The organism is Candidatus Babeliales bacterium (genome assembly GCA_035455925.1).
Classification (GTDB): domain Bacteria; phylum Babelota; class Babeliae; order Babelales; family Vermiphilaceae; genus SOIL31.
Map to the genome: position 1 here is coordinate 112,910 of DATIEE010000028.1, position 16,194 is coordinate 129,103.

A 16,194-nucleotide genomic window follows, 5' to 3' on the forward strand; every position below is an offset into this window, starting at 1 on the left:
ACTAGAGCAATATGTAATAAAATATATGTTTTTGTAGAAAGATAAATATTAACGCGCCGCATGCTAAAAATGGACCAAAAGGTATTTTTGTGTCATATAGCGAATCATTATTATCTTTGCTAAAATATAAAAATGTGAGATACATAAGACCGTAAAGGGAACCAAGAATAGAACCAATCGTGATGCTCATCCAACACCCTGCTACACCAGTAAATGATCCTATAAATAAGATCAGATCCAAATCTCCTTCACCAATACCATTTATATTGCGCAAATATTTAAAAATACTATTGATAATGTACAAAAAAGAATATCCAAAAAATGCTCCTAAGATAGATTCAGTTAATGACAATGGCAACAATCCATATGCGCTGAAAATACAACCAAAAGGAACAAGAAATAGCGTTGTAAATCGTGAAATAAGCATTGTTTCAGCATCAGAACGAATAGTCACTATGAGTGCAGAGAAAAATATGAAATAGGCAAAAAAATAGTGATGCGGAATAAAAATATAAAGAAAAGATAAAAGAATTGCTGTTAACATTTCAATGAATGGGTAGAAAAAGGAAATTGGTTGATGACATACTCGACATCTACCATTAAGCAATACCCATGAAATAACCGGTATATTATCATACCAAGCAATAATTTTATGACAATGTGGACATGATGATCGGGGAGTTATTATAGATTGATTTTTTATTAAACGATATGCAAGAACATTCAAAAATGAGCCCCAGCATAAAAAAAAAGGAGTTAAAAAATAAAGAATTATAGTTTTCCTTCATTTTTAAGTCTATCGATCAAGAGATTGATTTTTTCCGTTTTCTCATAACTTTCATCATAGCGAAAAATAAGATTTGGCGTGTACCGTCCGTGAGATGTTTTTGCTAAGGCAGAGCGTAAGGAAGGTTTATAGAGAATAAGTATTGGTAATTTTTCTTCAAATTCAGTTTTGCCATGTGAGGCAAGAAATAAAACAGTGCATGATCCGCCATCTGAAGAAAGGCTAATCTTATTAATATACAATCCGGTCAGACGCGGTTCATCAAGCGTAATTTGTAAGAAGAAATTAGAAATTTCTCTATAAAAATATGACTCTTTTTGTGCTTTTTTTATTTCTTGCTGTTGTTTGCTCATGGGTATTAATCTTTAGGGGCTGTGCCTTGAGTAATCATGCGCATCATATTTTGCTTGATAGCACGCACAAGACGTTTTCTTCTTTTTTGTGTAGTAGATTCAAAGTAAACAGTACGTTTCATATCTCGTACAATGCCTTCACGTTCTATCTTTTTTTTAAGTTGTCTGAGAGCTTTATCAATGTGTCCACTCACAGAAATTTCGATATTTGATCGTTTTGACATAACTAAACAATCACCTTTCTTTATATATATTTTTACTCAATATTACTATAGTATGCAGCACTTTTTTACACACTACATACTATAGTACTTAATTTTAAGCCTACTGTCTAGAATGTTACGTTTAAACTAGCCATTAAAGTAGAACTTCTATATGAATTACGCTGTGAAAATGGTATTTGCCACAAAAATCCCACGCCAACATTTGGAGATAAATCATAATTAAAGCCTGCATTGCCTAGTTTTGTTTTAAAACTAGTTGTGCATTCAAGTACTTTTGGAAGAAAAGCTGGATCAGGTTTTTTGAGATCTATGTCATCCTGTTGATGGTCAAGCACAAACCATTCAAAGTACATAGAAAGCTTATCTATAAAGTGATATGCTGCAATACGTGCACCAAAGAACCAGTTATCACCAGGGCTTACACTAACATTGGTTGAAAAAGGAAATAGATTGGTTTGAAATTCACTATTTGGGATTGGTCGACAAAAACTACGGGTAAAGAAATGAGTATAGCCAACTTCCCCACCAATTTCTATTGTTTCGAGAAAATCAAAATTAACTCCTGTCGTAAATCCAACACTTGGATGACCATTATTGCCAAATGGCGCAGCAAAAAACATATGTTCATTGTCTTTTTTTCCCGGAGAGACGGATGCACCAACTTCAACATAGGGGATAATTAAGAATTTTGCCCAATCGCTTTGTGCTTCCTTGTTAATTTCAAATGCTTGTCGCCAGAAGAGATTAAAGCGAACTTCTTCTATCGATGTTTTAATAAAATCACACAAATTAATGCCAATCTGATCAGCAATGGTGTGCAGCTCATCCATTAAATATAAATCGACCTCAGCTCCACTAAGACCTTCGAATGAGCCATTTTCATCAGTTAAATCAATTGTATCTTCGGAAACCTGGCGGATGGTACTAACACGCCCCTGAATATAAAAACCGAAATTGTCAGCGAAACGAACAGCTAATTGCGCTGCAACACCACGTTTACGATACGTTTCTGGAAAAGAAAAAAAGCCAAAAAGTTGATCTGGGTCTATTTTTGCTTCATCATTAACCACTTGCCCTATACTACCAGGAAAAAGTGCATTTTTTGCCGTAACTAATGCTGGTGCAAGTGTTTGACCTTGTGGTATGGCACCATATAAAAGAGCAATCATACCCGTTCTACCCGTTAAATCACCAAGAGGAGTATCGATAAGCACGGTACCTGGAGGAGCAATAAGATTATTTTGTTGTTGTCCTTTAATAGTTTTACCGCGATCAGCATTTTGTGCAAAAGGAGAAAAAGAAAAAATACCTCTACTTCGTTTCTTTTCAGCCCAATCATAATCTTTGTAAAGTAATTGCTCTTTGGTAAGTAATAATTCTTCATCTATATTAAGTGTAGTATACATTGGTAAAGCATCATTTTTGGCAAGAGATGACAAGTGAGCACATAATGGAATGTTTACCAGCGTTAGGGTAAAAAATAGTAATAAAGATAGCAATTGTTGGGGTAGTTTGTTTTGTTTGTCGCGAGGCATATTATTCCTTTTTATTGTTTGTCAGAAACAAATCATCTATTTATATCATTGTTATAGTTATGCAGTCAACTTTAAAGCTTATTATATTTTAAATCTATATGCACAAATGTTACATATTGATCATATGAAAAAAAAGAGATCATTGTGATTTCGTGTTTTTCACATTATCTTTATTTATATACTATAAAAAAAGATATTACTGTATACATTTTATTGTGATAGATTTATGCAAAATTCATTATATTGTTCCTATTATCAAGCGTATGTTGAGCGTGCTTTATGTTGGTATGTTACTGCTGCTTTACGAAGTTGCGACCACATTGCCTTTGATCGTACGCTTGATCCTTCAAAAAGTTTATTTGAATTTTTTGTTCCACCGTCAACTGAAGAACATTTTTTAGCTTTAATGCATTATTTTCACTCAAAAGGTTTAGTGCGTGACCTTAAAAAGCTACCAAATCGTCTAGAAAATTCAATCAATCAATCGTAATGTTTTTTCTATTCTACTTAAAGCTCTGGGTGCACCAAGCATTTCGATAAGTTCATGAATTCCTGGTCCATGTGCTTTTCCTATTAAGGCAAGACGTAAAAACCAGAATAACTCTTTTAATGAAAGACCTTCATCCTTTGCTGCTAATTTTATTTGTGACACAAATTGTAAAGCATCTGTTATAAGAAGATTCTTATACTTAGTAATAATATTTTTTATTAATGGATATGCTGCTAATGATATACATGCCTCAATATCAGCTAAAATTACGTGTGGCTCAATAAAATAAAATTCAAGAGCATGAACTATATCACTGGTGGTTGTCAATTCTGGTTTGATAATTTGAATCAAGTGAGTCATTGTCGCGATATCAATATTCTTTGCTTTTTCATCATATGCGGTTTCCAGAAAAGGTCTACATTGAGAAGTTAATTTTTCAGGTTCATAGCGATTAATCCAATTTTTATTTACCCATTTAAGTTTTTCAAGATCATAGGTAATATGACTTGATGCATTGATAGTGTCAAAATTAAAGGTTGTCGCAAGCGTTTCAAGTGACATAATTTCATTTTTAAAGGATCCACCAATAATAGAAACATAGTTTTCAATTGCTTCCGGTAAAAATCCAGCATCTTTAAGGTCTCGTAATGAAAATCCAAAGTCTCGCTTTGAAAGTTTTTTTCCTTCTAGATTTACTAAAATTGGTAAATGCCAATAAACTGGCAAGGGAGCATTAATAGCATGAAATAAAGCAGCTTGATTAGCAGTGTTTGAAAGATGATCTGCTCCACGAAAAATGTGAGTAATATTCATGAGTAAATCATCAACAAAATTGGCAAATATAAAAGTAAAGCTACCATCTTGACGCGTAATAGCAAAATCAGAAAAATTACTTAAATTAAACGTTATATTTCCATATGCTAAATCAGTAATTGTTACTGATAAACTGTGATCACATTTAAAACGCCAAATATAAGGACTATTTTCTGAAAGAAGAGAATCAATATCTGCTGATGATAGTGCCATACAGGTACGATCATACCGAGGTGGTAGTTTAAATTCTTGTTGCCGTAGCCGTTTTGTTTCTAGTTCTTTTTCGGTACAAAAACAACGATAAATTAGTTTTTGTCTTTCGAAAATAGTAAGTTGTTCTTGATAAAGATGAGTTCGTTCAGATTGATAATAAGGTATATATGGTCCACCAATATAGGGGCCTTCATTATATGAAAGACCAAGCCATGCAAGATCTTCAAGAATTTTTTTTGCTTCAGGGTCAAACATACGTTGAGCATCGGTATCTTCAATGCGAATAATGAAATCACCATTTTTTTGTTTAGCAAATAAAAAATTAATTACCGCAGCGCGAACATTGCCTAAATGCATCATGCCTGTAGGAGAGGGAGCAAAACGCACGCGAATCTTTTGCATTATTTTGATTCCTTATTATATATATTCTAAAAGACGTATTTAGTTTACTCGTAATGGCTGTAAAGTCCAGAACGATTCTAGTAATTTTTGTTTAAATTCTTTGACATACAGAGTTCTAATTTGGTATTTTTTTCGAGAAGTTTTACTAAAAGGATTGAGAAATGAAAAAATGTCTTAAAATTACATTGGTATCAAAAACATTAGATAACGATATTCGCAATTTCATTCAAAAGGCTGCCAGAAAATTAGACTTAGAAGGAACAGTACAGCTTGTTCAATCAAATGAATTCGTTGTTATTGCATGCGGTTTAAAAAGCAATATTGATAATTTTTTGGATATTATTCATGAAGGGTTTGGCGATTATACTCCTGACATGGTTCATGTTGAACCATTCCTAAAAGAACGAGATTATCGTGGCATGTTTCGCATTTTAGAATAATGTAGTGATTCTTTTGTTCAATGTATAAAAAAATGTATTAACAGTTGTGTATTGTTATGATACGAACATCTCTATTTTTGATACACTAAAAGGGTATGTACCATAAAGTTAGTTAACCTTTCAGGTGTTATTGTATCGTATGAACCAATCGTTGGCATGTCATCTAATAATTATTATGTCCTTTTTTTGTTTTGGATTAGTTAATGCTCAACAAGAAAATAATCGTATTCCTTTTACGGTAATGTCTCATGACTATATCGATAAAGAAGTAATTAAAAATATATTAATTTCTCCAACTATTCTTACAAACCTCTCTTTTGAATCAGATGTTATATTACAAGAACAAGAGTTTTTGTATTTAATGGGCTTTGATAAGGGATGTGTAATCAACAGTGAAGATATCATAGCAGCGATTGGGCGCTTTGCTAAAAAAAATAAATATTCAATGATTCAGATGACAATGGTTATTGATGATCATGGAATAAGCGTACATCTTATTTTTAAAGCAGCTTGGATTTTTAAAAAAATTAAAATTCATAATATGTATCAACGTAAACAATCATTATTACAGTTGTATCTTATGGAAAGAGGCGATAATTTCGATCAATCAAAACATGATCACTCATTAACAAAAATAAAAGATTATTTGATCAGTAATGGATATTTTAATCAAAATATATCAAGTTTTTTTGAATATAATCATTACACAAAAGAGGTAATAGTTCATATTTCTATTAAAAAAGGTCAACAATTTTATTTCGGTACACATATCGTTGAAATAAAGAGTGATAATGCTATATATGAAGATAACGATAAACTATGCAAACTTGTGCAAAAAAAACTTTCGCGTGATTTATCATCATCTGTATTTATTCAAGAACAATTACATAATGAAATAATTATTATGAAAAATTATTTGGCAAAAAAAGGTTTTCTCCATACGACTATTGATAGCGAGCACACTATTGATTATGTACATTCTGTCGTGAATGTATGTTGGAAAGTAACTATACATCAAAAAAAAGAAATTGTTTTTTTTGGACATCGTTTTTTTTCTAAACGACAATTGTTCGATAAGATTTTAGTCTTTGGTCAATCAACATGGTTATTGCCTGCTTCATTGTTAGCAGAGGAGATAGTTCGCGCCTATAAAAGCAAAGGATTTTTGAATGCTGAAGTGATAACTCAAGAAGAAAAAGAACGTTCTTTTTTTATCATAAAAGAAGGACCGCGTGCGATTATCACAGCCATCGAAATAAAAAATGGAACATATGGCCATCAAGATGTTATAAAAAAGAAATGTTTTGGTGAATTATTAAAACATTCTTATTTTGATACATATTTGTATGATAAAGCAATTAACCTTTTAACAAATTTTTATTTTAATCAAGGGTTTCCTGCGTTTACTGTAATTCATCATGATGTAGTTGAGAAAAATGAAAAAAATGAATATGCATTAGTTGTTACTGTTGATGAAGGCGGTCAAAAACAAATTAAAACTGTTTCTGTTAACGGTCATTCTGAGTTCAATGAATATGATCCATTTAAAAAAATAATTATTGAAGGAAATATTCCTTTTACAAACAAAGTAATCGATGAACAACGTGCATTTCTAGTTGCTCATTTTCAATCACTCGGTTATTTATACCCTAAGATTACATTAGCTATAGAATCACTTAACTCAGATGTTTCTCTGCGATGGAGTGTTGATTCCGGAGAAAAAATTCGTTTTGGTAAAACGATTATGTCTGGTAGCTCATCAATTCCTTTTTCGTGTGTCAAACCTTTTTTATGCTATAAAGAAGGTGAGCTATGGGATCAGACAAAAATAAAACAAACATTCACTGCTTTAAAGGAATTAGAAATATTTGAAACAATTCATTTTTCTGCTGACGGTAGTTACGCGCATGAAAACAGATCTATACTATTAAAACTTCATCCTGATGATCGATATGAAATTAGAACTCGTGCAGGGCTTGAATTACAGCATGTTCGCAAATATCAAACATTTTCTGGGTTAACATATAAAATTGGTGGAACAACATTAATCAAAAACCCTAGTAATTGTGCTGATCAAATTCGATTTGATTGTGACTTTGCACGATCACATCGTGAAATTGTTGGTTGTTATCGTCGCCCTTGGTTTATGAAATATCCATTTTTTACTACATTGCAAATTTATAGTATTATCTACGATCAGCCTGGATTTATTGGAAGCGATAATGACTTGTATACATTGGTACAGAACGGTTTTTTTTTAGGTATACAAAAAAAATCAAAACACTTTAATATTGATTGCAATAATGGATTTGAATGGATGAAAATACATATCAAAGATAATGTGCAGCAATTATCATTTGCGCGTGCAATTGATTTTAAGCCTCAGTTAATCGATAAATTAGTCCCCTTCGTTTTTATTGAACCAACACTTATGATCGAATGGCTTGATGATTTATTATATCCAACGCGTGGTGGATTATTTCTTTTTTCATTAAAAGGAATGATACCGGTCAAAAAAAAATATAAAGATTCATCATTTTTTAAATTATTATGTGAACAGTCACTCTTTATTCCTTTAAAAACTGTTGTTGCTGCATTACGGTTTCGTTGTGGCCATATTTTTTATCGTGAATTTTCTGCAATTATGCCATCAGAACGATTTTATTTAGGTGGTTCTCATTCATTACGTGGATATGAAGCCGATCTTGCGCCCCCACTTGGAATATTTGTTGATGAAGAAAATAACGAACACATTGTTCCTCGCGGAGGAAGATCGATGGTAAATGCTAATATTGAGTTGCGTCTTCCATTATATAAAAAAAAGATTGGCGCAGTATTGTTTCAGGATTTGGGAGCATTAAGCGGTACGTTATTTGCTGATTTTAAACGACAAGATGTTTTAGCAGCTACTGGATTTGGTTTACGTATTTTTACTCCACTAGGCCCTTTGCGTTTTGATATTGGCTGGAAATGGCGTAAACAGATTCCAGTTGAGCGTTCTTTTGCATGGTTTTTAACGTTCGGCCAAGCATTTTAGAAAACGATATAGTTTTTTTTATATGCTTTCTGTTTGTGGTATTATTCTACTATGATTCATGTAAAATAGAATTTTATACTTTTAAGCAAAAACGACTTGATCTGTTAAAAAAAACTAAAGTTGAATCAAATATTATATATTTATAATAATGTTTGATTCAACTTTTTATTCATAAACATGAAAGAATTTCCGATTGGTCTTCAAACATTTTCTGAATTGATATGTGATAATGTTCAAAAAAACATCTGTATATGTAAGCTAAATTAAATATAAATAATTTTAATTCTATCAAGTTTTAACAACGTATAGGGTTTAATTTTTCGCTTTGCCCGAATATTTCCTTATCTATTAGAAAAAAAATAAGAATCTAATGATTTTATTTTTTTAAAACCTCTTTGATCATCTTCATTGGTAAGGTTATATTTTCTTTTATTTGTAGGTATTGATACCGGTAAGCTATTATAAATTATTGTTTTTAAAGTCTCGTTATAATTCTCTACTATTGTAAGAGTATTAGTGATTTCTTGGTCATCATCAACACTATAATTTTTGTCTATATCATTTGATAAAGTACTAAGATTATTAATACATGTTGCATAATCAACGATTTGTTCATCAATGATATTGTCATTTGCATTTGTCACTATTTCTTTATTAACTGTATCTTTTTCTTTTTGTATTGCAAGCAATACCGCAAAAGAGCCTTGTAGTCGAGATATGGTATCTAAGAGATAATCTCTAGTTAAGAAATGATGTATTGGTATTGGTAACTCTTGGCCAGGTGTTGTTTGCTCTTGTGGTGAAATGAATTCTCGAAGAGTTTCAGCAAAAACTATAGTACCTGCTATTAAAGACATTTCAGGTGTTTGGGATGCTTTAATCTCGCATGTTGTAGGTGTTGTTGTAGAATTATCACATAGTGGAAATACGTCATTTTGATTCAGAGCAACTTTATTTGTTTGGCAACCTGTATATCCTGCTTTTTTCGGCGCATCCAGTGCTTTCTTACTTTTTTCATTTTTTTTTATATCTTTATTATTTTTGTCTTTTCTGTCCCTAAGATTATACCTTGTATTTAATGAATTATCCATGGGAGAGACATGCAAAAACAGTGTGATCAAGATCAATGATAAGATATTTATTATTTTATTCATAAAGCATTTCCTGTGTAAATTAGACATATTACTGCAAATAAGTTATAAAAGAATTTAAATAAAGTTTTTTTTAGTAGCTTATTTTAAAGCCATTATGCTTGTATATATTAAACATTCATTAATAAAATCGAGGCTCTTTATTTTTGTGATTATTTTTTTCAAGATTAGCTTTCTGTTGGGCTATATATTTTTCATATTTTCTTTTTTTAATAGTATTATTAAGATTTTTTAATTCACCAGATGCATTGTTAATTTCTTCTGTAGTATCATTAGTATGATGGGAAATAGCAGAATCTGCTATGTTGTAAAATTTTCCAGAGATCTGTTTATATTGTTGAATGTCTTGTTTTTTTTCTGCAATCATTTCTTTTATTGTTGTATTATACTGATCAATTTTGTCTGCTTTATGTGTATATTCTTCTAATATTAACACCTTATGTGAATTAACCTGTTTTTTACGTGTCTCATTGGTTGAATCCTTAACTAGTTTATTTGTAAGCGTTTTATGTTTCTTATAATATTGATTGCGTAAGAAATTTTTCATTCTATTGTTTTTCTCGATTTCTAAAGTGCGCTTTTCAATAGATCCTTTAATATTTAATGCAGTAAGGGCAATATCCATGATAGGTTGAAATGTGTTCAACATACTATTCGTATATATTCTTCGTTCTTCTTCTTCCATAAGATTTTTTACATCACTAAAAGCACTTAAATTATGGTCTTGTGACGCATTATTTATTGGGCCTTTTTGTTGCCTTTTTTCAAATTCATCTTCGTCAATATCTGAAGTACACTCATCGCTATCTGAAACATCACGTATACAGTAAGATCGATTATATATAACAGAGGGAGCAGAAACATCGTGAACCATATTAGAATTTGTATAAGGATTATTACTTGGCGTTGTATGATGTTTTGGAACAGATGTGTTGATTTCATCATCAATAGATACAGGGCAAACTGATTTTCTTTTTTGAGTAGACGATGATGATTTTATTTTCTGTATTATCGGCTCTATGAGCACATAACATGACATAATGTGTTCTGATGTTTCCATAGAAAGAATATGTGTAATTTGCACGACTAAGATTAACAATAAACCATTTATTATTTTATTCATAAAAATTTCCCATAACTATAGATATTTTTCCTTATAGATTAAACTTATTACTTGAAGGTATAGCATAAAAATGCTTTATCTTCAAGCTTTATATGTCTTTTATTGCAATAAAAAAACTGTGCAATAAGTTCTGCATATAGTTACCAAATCTTTAAGTTCTTAACGATACAATAAAAAATAGACTCATTTTAACTTTACCCTGATCATCTATCTTGATTTATAATGTAAAAGCATTGTTGAGCATATATTATGCTTGTTATAATTGCTGTTTCTTGCTATACTAATTGTATATTTTAAGTAATTTTGACACTGTTTTTTGATGCGAGAAAAGGGCTAATTTGATGGAACGTCCCACTTCAACCGTGAACAATAAAAATATACCTATAAAGCCAATTTTGATCGAAAAAGAATTGAAAGACTCTTTTCTCGATTACGCAATGTCCGTTGTTGTTAGTCGAGCGCTTCCCGATATACGAGATGGATTGAAGCCAGTGCATCGCCGTATATTATATACTATGCATCAACTTGGTTTTTTTTATAATAAACCATATCATAAATCCGTACGTGTTGTTGGTGATGTGCTTGGTAAATTTCACCCTCATGGAGATCAGGCAGTTTATCAATCAATGGTTGGTTTAATTCAAGATTTTTCAAAGCGATATCCATTGCTTGATGGTCAGGGTAACTGGGGATCTGTTGATGGAGATAATGCAGCGGCTATGCGTTATACTGAAGTTCGTATGGCTCGTATTGCACAAGAGATTTTAGCTGATATTGAGAAAGAAACAGTATCATTTACACCAAACTTTGATGAATCAACGGTAGAGCCTATTGTTTTGCCAAGTAAATTACCTAATCTTCTTATTAATGGTGTCGCAGGTATCGCTGTTGGTATGGCAACTTCAATTCCGCCTCATAATTTAGGTGAAGTTGTTAGCGCCCTTTTGGCTATGATACAAAATGAACACATAACTGATGAAGAATTATTTACGTATATTCCAGGGCCAGATTTTCCAACAGGTGGAATTATTTGTGGACGTGCTGGCATTGTAAAAGCCTATAGAACCGGTAGAGGTAACGTTATTTTACGTGGCGTCGCAGAATTTGAAGAAAAAGCAAATAAGGGTACAAGTATTGTCATTACTCAATTGCCTTATCAAGTTAATAAAGCAGATTTAACAATTAAAATTGCTGATTTAGTAAAAAATAAAATTATTGATGGCATTTCAAACATTAAAGATGAGTCAGATAAAAAAGGTATGCGCTTAGTGATTGACCTTAAGCGTGGCGAAATTCCAAGCGTTACGCTTAATCAGCTATACAAACATACTAATTTACAAACATCTGTTTCTATTCTTATGTTGGGTCTTTTAGATAATCAACCATTGGTATTTTCATTGCGTCAATTACTGAGTGAGTTTTTATATCATCGACAACAAATTATTTATCGTCGCACTCAATTTGATCTCAATAAAGCGCAAGAACGTGAACACTTATTGGCAGGCTTTATTATTGCTTTAAATAGTATTGATGAAGTTATTGCGCTTATTAAAAAATCACCCACCGTGCATGAAGCAACCACGTTGCTTAACAAAAGATTTTTGCTATCTGAAAAACAAGGCAAAGCTATTTTGGAAATGCGTTTACAACGCTTAACCGGCCTTGAACAGGAAAAAATTTATAGTGAAATGGAAGAGATTAAAACAAAAATAATTTACTTTCAATCTATCCTTGAAAATGAACCTATCCTTAAGCAAGAAATTATCAAAGAATTAGAAGATATTAAAACCAACTATAATGATGCACGCCGTACTAAAATTGAAGGCGCGATTGATATTTTAACCGAGGCTGATTTAATACCTGACGAGGAAGCAGTAATAACGCTTACCATGAAAGGTTATGTTAAGCGTGTTCCATTGACAGTCTTTGGAGTGCAGCGCCGTGGCGGTAAAGGCAAAATGGGCCTAACTGCACTGGAAGGCGATATAGTGCAGGATGTATTCGTTGCAAAAGCACATGATATGCTACTCTTTTTTACTAATTTAGGACGTGTATATAGTTTAAATACTTTTGAAGTTCCTGAGGCATCACGTATCGCTCGTGGTCGTGCAATCGTTAATTTATTACCATTACAAGATGGTGAACATGTAGTAAAATTACTACCTTCGCGCTATATGGAAGGAAAGTTTATGGTTATGGTTACGCGTGAAGGCATTATTAAGCGTACTGACGCATCAGATTTTTCTAAAATTCGTGCAACTGGTATTCGCGCCATAACACTACGAGAAGGTGATGAGCTTATATTTTGCTCGTTAAGTAGTGGTAGCGACACTATTGTTTTAGCAACGGCTCGTGGCCAAGGTATTCGTTTTAATGAAACCGAAGTACGCTCAATGGGGCGTCAAGCTAGTGGTGTTATGGGTATTCGTGTTAAGAAAAATGATCGTGTGATTGGCATGGAAGTACTCTCTGATCACGGTGAAATTCTTTTTGCTACTGAACATGGCTATGGTAAAAAAGTTCGCATAGCAGATTTTCGCGTTGCTCATCGCGGCGGTATGGGTGTTCGTACTATTCCAACTGAAAAGCGTAATGGTTCTGTAATTGGTCTTACCATTGTTCATGATGATTCAAATATACTTTTGATTGATCAAGCGGGTAAAATTATACGTCTTTCAGCTAAAGATATTCGTGCAATGGGTCGTCAAGCAAAAGGTGTACGTTTAATTAGGCTTGATGATAGTCAAAAATTACACAACGTGGTTGCGTTTGAAGGCGGTGAAGAAACTATAGGAGACGATTCTAATGGCGATGTCGGCACTATAATTGAAACACGTTCGCTACCTTTTGTTGACGAGGAAGAGGAGCAAGGCGAAGAAGATGAATATACTGAAAATGAAGAAGAAGATGAAAACGACAATCATGATGAAAATGAGCTTAATATAGAATATGAAAATGATGATAATAATGAAGATGAAGAAGTAGAATTTTAAGTTATAATATGAACACTAACACGGTATGATAAATTCAGAATTTATTCTTCACCTTACGCTATTAGATACTATCGGTCCTGCCATCATTCAAAAAATCATAGAAATGCAAAGATCTGATGTTTCAGCATCAGATCTTTATTTGTTTTCACAGACTGATTGGATGAATATTTTTGGATTTACTGAGCGCGTTGCACAAAAGCTTGCGATTGGTTTGTCAGATAAAAAAATTCTTGAAAATGAATTGCACTTAATTGCAAAACATACCATACAGTGGTTATCAATACAAAATTCTGAATATCCCCAATTATTGCGTGAAATTTATCTTCCACCATCGATTCTCTATTTTCAAGGCAATCAGTCTCTTTTTAATGTAGCACAAAAATCGCTATCCGTAGTTGGAGCTCGAAAAGCAGATAAATATGGCAAGCAAGTAGTTGATCGCATAATTCCAGATTTGGTTGCAGCAAATTATATTATCGTTAGCGGTGGTGCCTTAGGAATTGATACTATGGCACATGAAGTAGCCATTAAAACTGGTGGTGCAACTATTGCTGTATTTGGTTCTGGATTATTGCATTATTACCCCGCTAGCAATACCAATCTATTTAAAGCTATTATTGAGCATAATGGCTTAATAGTTAGTTCATTCCCCCTGAAAATGCAACCATTATCAGGTAATTTTCCCGCACGTAACCGTATTGTTACAGGATTATCTCATGGGTGCTTGGTTGTACAAGCTGCGCAAAAAAGCGGTGCATTAATTTCAGCACATTATGCAATGGAACAAGGTAGAGAGGTTTTTGCTATACCAGGCCCTATTGATGATGAGCTGAGTGTAGGTTGCAATATGTTAATTCAAAATGGTGCAAAGCTTGTTATTACAAGTGCAGATATTTTACAAGAATTTGGCGATCGTATTATTTTACCAGATAAGCAAGTAACACAAGAAAAGGCTTTGCAATTGACTTTTGAGTCAGTCGCCACTGTAGTGTCGCCAAAAAAAATCGATAGCATTGAAAGTTCACTGTATACGAGTGAACAGCAAAAAATTATTGCTGCCTGTAAGCAACCATCTTCTTTTGATATGATCATAGCTGTTACACAGCTGAGTCCTGAGATTATTCAATCAGAGTTGTTCAATTTACAGCTTGATGGCATTGTAGCGCAAGATTTTACCGGTATGTGGTCTGTGTTGTCCTAACAAGCAATGTATTGGGATTCAAAAGATGTATCATAGAAATATTTTTTTTTGTGTTTTATTATTATTTTTTACTCAAGATACCAAATCAGGGATCAACAGGGACCGCACATTTGTGGCATTAATAGCTAGGTGTCTAGTTTATTCAATTACATGTTCCATGGTGTTCTATTATGTAGTCGATTATGCTATAGAACTTGTAAAAGATTATATATTAGGCCCAAATCAAAAAAATAAATGTGGGTGGACTCCTTTGTATTTAGCTGTACTATCTAACGATCTTCAAAAAAATAAAAGCACTGCTTGCAGATTCAAGACTAGACCCTAATATAGTAAATGATTATGGATGGACTCCTTTCTATTTAGCTGTAGTAAGAGAGAATTTTGAAACAATAAAACTATTACTTGCGCATCCAAAAGTTGACCCTAATATAATAGATGAGGATGGATGGGGCTCTTTGTATTTAGCTATAGTAAGAGAGAATTTTGAAATAATCAAACTATTACTTACACATCCTTTTATTTATATAAGTAGTGATACTAAAGAATGGTTAAATAGAAAAGGCAGTTTGTATAATGACTATCCAAATATTACTGATTGTGAGAATTTAATCAAAGATTATACTCCACAACAAAAGCAATCGTACCTAAATAGTCAGTTGCAAGGCAAGACACAGTATTTTCCTTTGGATAAAATAGATCCTAACGGAAACAATGAACCATTAAACGAGTTTATTAAATGGTGTGTCAAAAGTGGTGCTAATATACATGTCAGGAATGCTCACTATGAACGGCCGATAGATATCGCTGAAAGGCAATATAAATTATATTTCTCAAAAAATGAAATAGATAACGCTAATCGTCAAAAAAAGATTCATCATATATTTTTATCTCATACCCCGCATTGTTCTGATGCAGAAATATACGCAGGCTTGCAAAAAGTGGGGCTCATTAAGGATGTTGCAAATGTTATTATGAATTATTATATGCCCCTAACTATTGATCGCAGAATGGCCATTGGAAGTCCTAGAAATAACAATTTCTTTATTTAGGTCTATTTCATTTTGCGTTATTAAAAGAAATACCGTATAATAATGAATATTTCTTATGTTGATTATAAACAGTAATTGTATACTTTTTAAGCTTTTTTAGGATGATATTATGCCAGTACCAAAACGAAAACGTTCCAGAGCCCGTCGTGATTCGCGCTTTGCAAATAAAGGTATCAAAGTTAAAGCAATTACCGGTTGCCTTAATTGCAAAGACCCAATAGTTCCTCATACTGCTTGTAAAAACTGTGGTTTTTACAAAGGTGTTAAGGTGTTAGTTACTAAAGCAGATAGAAAGATTAAACGTATTGCTTTAAAAACTGCTAAAACGCCAGTAAAAAAATCATTTGATGAGTCACAAGCTTAAGTAAATTAACATTGTATTA

Annotated in this window: 14 protein-coding genes; 7 read left to right on the forward strand and 7 right to left on the reverse strand. The window is 32.5% G+C overall.

Going from position 1 to position 16,194, the window contains the following annotated elements:
- Position 1 precedes the first annotated feature (1 nt).
- The 4 genes from VLB80_04245 to VLB80_04260 all read right to left on the reverse strand — a co-directional run bounded on the left by VLB80_04245 (position 2) and on the right by VLB80_04260 (position 2,899).
- Positions 2–775: a prepilin peptidase gene (locus VLB80_04245; protein HSC25394.1), complete on the reverse strand. Its 774-nt coding sequence runs from the start codon at positions 773–775 to the stop codon at positions 2–4.
- Complete coding sequence (locus VLB80_04250) at positions 772–1,140, reverse strand: ribosome-binding factor A (protein HSC25395.1); 369 nt, start codon at positions 1,138–1,140, stop codon at positions 772–774. Before VLB80_04250 ends, VLB80_04245 begins: the two co-directional genes overlap by 4 nt.
- Before the next feature lie 5 nt (positions 1,141–1,145).
- Entirely contained in the window at positions 1,146–1,364 is a 219-nt protein-coding gene (rpsU, locus tag VLB80_04255) for a 30S ribosomal protein S21 (GenBank protein ID HSC25396.1), read from the reverse strand.
- A gap of 107 nt (positions 1,365–1,471) precedes the next feature.
- Positions 1,472–2,899, reverse strand: coding sequence for a hypothetical protein (locus VLB80_04260; GenBank protein ID HSC25397.1), 1,428 nt, complete (start codon positions 2,897–2,899; stop codon positions 1,472–1,474).
- Between the two features lie 226 nt (positions 2,900–3,125).
- On the opposite strand from VLB80_04260, the gene VLB80_04265 reads away from it, so the two are divergent.
- Positions 3,126–3,389: a hypothetical protein gene (locus VLB80_04265; GenBank protein HSC25398.1), complete on the forward strand. Its 264-nt coding sequence runs from the start codon at positions 3,126–3,128 to the stop codon at positions 3,387–3,389.
- Here the strand turns inward: VLB80_04265 and gltX are convergent.
- Positions 3,372–4,817, reverse strand: coding sequence for a glutamate--tRNA ligase (gltX, locus tag VLB80_04270; protein HSC25399.1), 1,446 nt, complete (start codon positions 4,815–4,817; stop codon positions 3,372–3,374). The two genes, VLB80_04265 and gltX, sit on opposite strands and share 18 nt — an antisense overlap.
- Positions 4,818–4,978: 161 nt before the next feature.
- On the opposite strand from gltX, the gene VLB80_04275 reads away from it, so the two are divergent.
- Positions 4,979–5,257 carry a hypothetical protein gene (locus VLB80_04275; GenBank protein ID HSC25400.1) on the forward strand — a complete coding sequence of 93 codons (279 nt, stop codon included), beginning with the start codon at positions 4,979–4,981 and terminating at the stop codon, positions 5,255–5,257.
- Between the two features lie 139 nt (positions 5,258–5,396).
- Positions 5,397–8,294: a BamA/TamA family outer membrane protein gene (locus VLB80_04280; protein HSC25401.1), complete on the forward strand. Its 2,898-nt coding sequence runs from the start codon at positions 5,397–5,399 to the stop codon at positions 8,292–8,294.
- Positions 8,295–8,635: 341 nt separating this feature from the next.
- Here the strand turns inward: VLB80_04280 and VLB80_04285 are convergent, their stop codons facing one another.
- A complete protein-coding gene (locus VLB80_04285; protein ID HSC25402.1) occupies positions 8,636–9,448 on the reverse strand; it encodes a hypothetical protein in 813 nt (270 codons plus the stop codon).
- 118 nt (positions 9,449–9,566) lie between these two features.
- Positions 9,567–10,568 carry a hypothetical protein gene (locus tag VLB80_04290; GenBank protein ID HSC25403.1) on the reverse strand — a complete coding sequence of 334 codons (1,002 nt, stop codon included), beginning with the start codon at positions 10,566–10,568 and terminating at the stop codon, positions 9,567–9,569.
- A 341-nt stretch (positions 10,569–10,909) separates the two neighbouring features.
- Here VLB80_04290 and gyrA point away from each other — a divergent pair, with 341 nt between their 5' ends.
- From gyrA to rpmF, 4 genes are all read left to right on the forward strand, one after another.
- Positions 10,910–13,561, forward strand: coding sequence for a DNA gyrase subunit A (gene gyrA, locus VLB80_04295; protein ID HSC25404.1), 2,652 nt, complete (start codon positions 10,910–10,912; stop codon positions 13,559–13,561).
- A 25-nt stretch (positions 13,562–13,586) separates the two neighbouring features.
- Positions 13,587–14,762 (forward strand): DNA-processing protein DprA, encoded by a 1,176-nt coding sequence (gene dprA / locus VLB80_04300; protein ID HSC25405.1) that lies wholly within the window; start codon positions 13,587–13,589, stop codon positions 14,760–14,762.
- A gap of 296 nt (positions 14,763–15,058) precedes the next feature.
- Positions 15,059–15,811, forward strand: a complete 753-nt coding sequence (locus tag VLB80_04305) for an ankyrin repeat domain-containing protein (GenBank protein ID HSC25406.1) — start codon at positions 15,059–15,061, stop codon at positions 15,809–15,811.
- A gap of 109 nt (positions 15,812–15,920) precedes the next feature.
- Positions 15,921–16,175: a 50S ribosomal protein L32 gene (gene rpmF / locus VLB80_04310; GenBank protein HSC25407.1), complete on the forward strand. Its 255-nt coding sequence runs from the start codon at positions 15,921–15,923 to the stop codon at positions 16,173–16,175.
- Positions 16,176–16,194: the final 19 nt, after the last annotated feature.

Excerpts from the sequence above, each read along its gene's own strand:
- rpsU (HSC25396.1), bottom strand. The coding sequence starts at position 1,364 with ATGTCAAAACGATCAAATATCGAAATTTCTGTGAGTGGACACATTGAT.
- gyrA (HSC25404.1), top strand. The coding sequence starts at position 10,910 with ATGGAACGTCCCACTTCAACCGTGAACAATAAAAATATACCTATAAAG.
- VLB80_04260 (HSC25397.1), bottom strand. The coding sequence starts at position 2,899 with ATGCCTCGCGACAAACAAAACAAACTACCCCAACAATTGCTATCTTTA.
- VLB80_04280 (HSC25401.1), top strand. The coding sequence starts at position 5,397 with ATGAACCAATCGTTGGCATGTCATCTAATAATTATTATGTCCTTTTTT.
- VLB80_04250 (HSC25395.1), bottom strand. The coding sequence starts at position 1,140 with ATGAGCAAACAACAGCAAGAAATAAAAAAAGCACAAAAAGAGTCATAT.
- dprA (HSC25405.1), top strand. The coding sequence starts at position 13,587 with ATGATAAATTCAGAATTTATTCTTCACCTTACGCTATTAGATACTATC.
- VLB80_04285 (HSC25402.1), bottom strand. The coding sequence starts at position 9,448 with ATGAATAAAATAATAAATATCTTATCATTGATCTTGATCACACTGTTT.
- VLB80_04275 (HSC25400.1), top strand. The coding sequence starts at position 4,979 with ATGAAAAAATGTCTTAAAATTACATTGGTATCAAAAACATTAGATAAC.
- VLB80_04290 (HSC25403.1), bottom strand. The coding sequence starts at position 10,568 with ATGAATAAAATAATAAATGGTTTATTGTTAATCTTAGTCGTGCAAATT.
- rpmF (HSC25407.1), top strand. The coding sequence starts at position 15,921 with ATGCCAGTACCAAAACGAAAACGTTCCAGAGCCCGTCGTGATTCGCGC.
- VLB80_04265 (HSC25398.1), top strand. The coding sequence starts at position 3,126 with ATGCAAAATTCATTATATTGTTCCTATTATCAAGCGTATGTTGAGCGT.
- gltX (HSC25399.1), bottom strand. The coding sequence starts at position 4,817 with ATGCAAAAGATTCGCGTGCGTTTTGCTCCCTCTCCTACAGGCATGATG.